The following is a 3,663-nucleotide window of genomic DNA, read 5'->3' on the forward strand; positions in this document are numbered from 1 at the left end:
AACCGGCGAACCGTCCCTTTGACCGACGCCAGTCCGGTCCGCATCCGCTCGACGTGGGCTTGATCTTCGCACCAGCCCCACCACTGCTTTCCGTCCCATTTGAGCCCGACTTTTTTCAGCTGATCGCGCACTGAGACGGGCGGTTTCGACGGGAAATCCACAGCGATGCGGATGGCCGTGGGAGCGGGCTGATTGGGTGCGGCGGCGGCTGCCTCGACGACATCGAGCATCATCCCAACCTGATCCGGCCGGATCAATTCTGCGACCGATCGCAACAGGGGAATTAGTTCCGGGCGCGTCCAGATCCGCGTCTCCACCAGCCCCGCTTTCAGGCGCTTTTCCCGGAACCGGCCAATTCGTTCGGCTGCTGTGTAGTCGCCCATTGCCATCTCCACCGTTAGCGTAACGTTACGCTAACGATCTAATCTCCGCAAGATGCCCACTCTCTGGACGCCTTGGAAATCCTCGCTTTCCAGCCGCCGGCAGGGCCGCTCGCGCCGCAAATCTGGATTTGCTTACTGCGCGCACTCCCTGCGGTCGGACTTTTTCCCGGTCGGCGGGGGGCCGGTGCTTGCCTCTCCGGGACGTTACGGAGTAACGCTATCCGGCGTTATGGAGTAACGAGAATGGGCGACGGGGACGGGTCCGACTGGGGCAACGCGGATCGGCAGGCCGCCTACCGGCGACGTCGCCGTGCCGCCGGGTGGGTCGAGTACCGCCAGTGGCTGCCGCCAGCGGTGGCGGCGCAGGTGCGGGCCTACGCTGGCCAGCTGCTGGACGGCCTGGCTGCCGATGCCGCGCCAGGCCGTCCAGCGCCCCCGCCGGACGAGGACGAAGACGACTGGCTGGCCTGACGCTGGACCAGCCCCGGACAGCAGGGAGGGACGCCCATGACGAGGATCAGGCTTCGGATCGGCGAGACCTGGAGCGAGACGGACGCCCGCCTCCTGGCGATCATGGATCAGGTCGAGGCGGGCGAGGTCGTCCCGAAGTGCGGTGAGTACGACCTCGGCTTTGAGACCTGGGAGCACTTCGCGGCGGAGCTGGGGCAGGACGCCCCGGAGCTGGCCGCCGACATGCTCACGATGCCTGAGGCGGACCGCCTCGACCTGTTCGATGCCCCTGCCGGACAGGAGGCCCTACAGCGGCTCTGGACGCGCCTGGAAGCCGACACAGCCTGTTCAGGCTGAGAGGGGCACCAGAACGCCCCTGGGAAGCCCCAGGATGCCCCTGAGAGCGATTTCGGGGGCGGGCATGGGCGAATTCACCCGAAGCCCCCGGAAAGCCCTCCTGAGCGATCCTGGCGCGCTGATCGTCAGTCCTCCCCTCCCCCCGACACCCCCCACCTGCCGCACCTTGCAAGGCACAGGGGCCTTCGGCCCTGCCCTTTCCAGGGGGGTCCACAGGGCGACGGTCGGGGGCCTGCGCGCTGGTGCGCGCCCCCTCCCTTCGCGCCCTGTGGACTCCCTGGAAAGGGGGTGCGTTACACAGAGTGAGAAGGGAAAGGTCAATCTGTGGCGGATTTGCTGGACCGGAGGTGACAAACTTGGCGCTAAAACTGACAACATAGTCATTTTTGGTGACAAAAATGGCTTGATTTTTGTCACTTTTTCAGACAGCGTCTGTCTCGAAAAGTGACAAAAATGGCTTATCTTATGTCAGATAATCTGTCAGTTCATGCGCTGAAACGCGCCTTTTCCCCGACCGTTAATCCATTCGTGGAACCCGTCACGGTGGAGATCGACGCGAAAGCAAAGCGCCGATATGTCCGCACAGCGACCTCCCAAGAGTTGGTTGATCCAGAGACGGGAGAGGTGAAGGCCGTTTCGATGATTCACACGGTGGAAGAACGGGACGATGAGGCGTTCGTGAAGGTTTTTGCAGATGGCGTAAAAGCCGCTTTCGCACTGGGGGCAGCCGGTGCAAAGGTTTTTCAAGCTGTCTTGGAGGCGTACCAGCGCGAGAAGATGACGGGCGGATATGCCGACTGCTTGACACTCTTCTGGTTCAACGATGGGCTGAACGGAGCCGCCATTGGGATGTCAGAGCGGACGTTTAACCGGGGTCTGAAAGAGCTTCTAGAGAAGGAGTTTTTGATACCGAAAACTCCTAATGTCTATTGGGTTAACCCTGCTCTTTTCTTCAAAGGAGATCGAGTAGCCTTCGTGAAGGAATACCGCCGCCGTGCGGCTCCTCAAGCCATCGGAGTGAAGCCATGAGCGCGAGCCTCTACGACAGCGATTTCTACGCCTGGGCGAACGAGCAAGCGGCATTGCTGCGGGCCGGGAAACTGTCCGCCGCTGATATCGAGCACATCGCCGAGGAGATCGAGAGCATGGGCCGCAGCGAGAAGCGCGAACTGGTCAACCGATTGACCGTGCTTCTGATGCACCTGCTGAAATGGCAGTACCAACCTCTGCTACAGGGTCCATCATGGCGCACGACGGTTCGCATCCAGCGAGCCGACATCGCCGACCATCTTGACGACAATCCGAGCCTGAAAAGCCAAATCCCGGACACCATTACCCGTGCCTACCGCAAGGCTCGCATGGAAGCAGCCGCCGAAACAGGACTGCCGGAGGCGACCTTTCCGACGGCCTGCCCCTGGCCGTTTGAGCAGATAATGGATGCAGAGTTCTGGCCCGAATAGGGCCAATCAAGCAAAGGGGTCGATGGATGGATGACGAACTTTTCGCCTCCCTCGTGGCTGGCCTTGAGGAGGCAATCGCCTATCAGCGCGGTGAGTTGGTGGGTACCGTTCGCCTCACCCGCTTCGAGCCTCTGCCGGACGGCACCGTGCGGCGGATCGTGGAGGAAGTAACCGGCCCACCCCCTCATCCTGCTCGGGGCGCGAGTAGCAGAGGAACGTAAAACCTAGGTAAGAGCCAAACTCCTGTAACTCTGCCGTCTCCGCGCATCGTCCCGCTGGGGTCGGGGGGCGGCTGCTACTCGGAGCCCAAACCCCATATGGTGGATTTTGTGCAATGGACATACGAAAACAATGGTTGATTTTCTCTGCAATAATATTGGTTTTATTTATTATTCCTATAATAAACATGATTATTGATAATTTAAAGCCTTCGAAAAAATTTAGAAATCAAGAAAATTTATGCACACATACGGCTTATTCTTCTTATATACGTAATAACTCCATCATCCTGGAACGTGAGATGTTGGCCATGGCCGCAGGGCAATCTACTATAGAGCTTGAGATTGCAAGGAGGCGTCTGCAGGAATCTTTTTGCGTTGGCTTCGCTCAATGCCTTTACTCGAACCTGCTCGGAATGGAAGCTGGAGCGGTTTTCAGTAGATGCCTCCGTGACGAGATGCGGGAAGAATATAATCGTTAGCCCTACCGAGACACCAAGCAGGGATCACCAAGGTTTCCTGTTCCTCTGCTACTCGCCCCCCTGCTCCGGCGCTGCCGTCCCGGTAATCCACGGGCAAAGGACACCCCGCCGCCGTGCCTCCAGCGCGAACGGCGGCGGGGTGTCCTAGGCCGCAGGCCGTTTGCCGGTGGATCACCGGGGCGGCCCGATTTTAGCCGCTAAAATCCAGGGGGATCGTCTCAGTCGAACCGGCGAACCGTCCCTTTGACCGACGCCAGTCCGGTCCGCATCCGCTCGACGTGGGCTTGATCTTCGCACCAGCCCCACCACTGCT

At 60.1% G+C, this 3,663-nt stretch carries 5 protein-coding genes; 4 read left to right on the forward strand and 1 reads right to left on the reverse strand.

The features are described 5' to 3' along the window. On the reverse strand, positions 1-383 hold a 383-nt coding region (locus tag EJ903_RS25975; RefSeq protein ID WP_148105312.1), incomplete at its 3' end, for a hypothetical protein. Positions 384-626: 243 nt separating this feature from the next. Here EJ903_RS25975 and EJ903_RS25980 point away from each other — a divergent pair. From EJ903_RS25980 to EJ903_RS25995, 4 genes are all read left to right on the forward strand, one after another. After that, complete coding sequence (locus EJ903_RS25980; RefSeq protein WP_126620769.1) at positions 627-854, forward strand: hypothetical protein; 228 nt, start codon at positions 627-629, stop codon at positions 852-854. Positions 855-890: 36 nt separating this feature from the next. Beyond that, the gene (locus EJ903_RS25985) at positions 891-1,190 is read left to right on the forward strand and encodes a hypothetical protein (RefSeq protein WP_126620770.1); all 300 of its coding nucleotides are present in this window, start codon (positions 891-893) and stop codon (positions 1,188-1,190) included. A gap of 453 nt (positions 1,191-1,643) precedes the next feature. Continuing rightward, complete coding sequence (locus EJ903_RS25990; RefSeq protein WP_246016001.1) at positions 1,644-2,219, forward strand: replication/maintenance protein RepL; 576 nt, start codon at positions 1,644-1,646, stop codon at positions 2,217-2,219. Then, the gene (locus EJ903_RS25995) at positions 2,216-2,650 is read left to right on the forward strand and encodes a DUF29 domain-containing protein (protein WP_126620771.1); all 435 of its coding nucleotides are present in this window, start codon (positions 2,216-2,218) and stop codon (positions 2,648-2,650) included. The genes EJ903_RS25990 and EJ903_RS25995 overlap by 4 nt, the downstream gene beginning before the upstream one ends. The last annotated feature ends 1,013 nt before the right edge of the window (positions 2,651-3,663 follow it).

Origin of the sequence: Azospirillum griseum (genome assembly GCF_003966125.1) — a bacterium.
In the GTDB taxonomy this organism is placed as follows: Bacteria; Pseudomonadota; Alphaproteobacteria; order Azospirillales; family Azospirillaceae; genus Azospirillum; species Azospirillum griseum.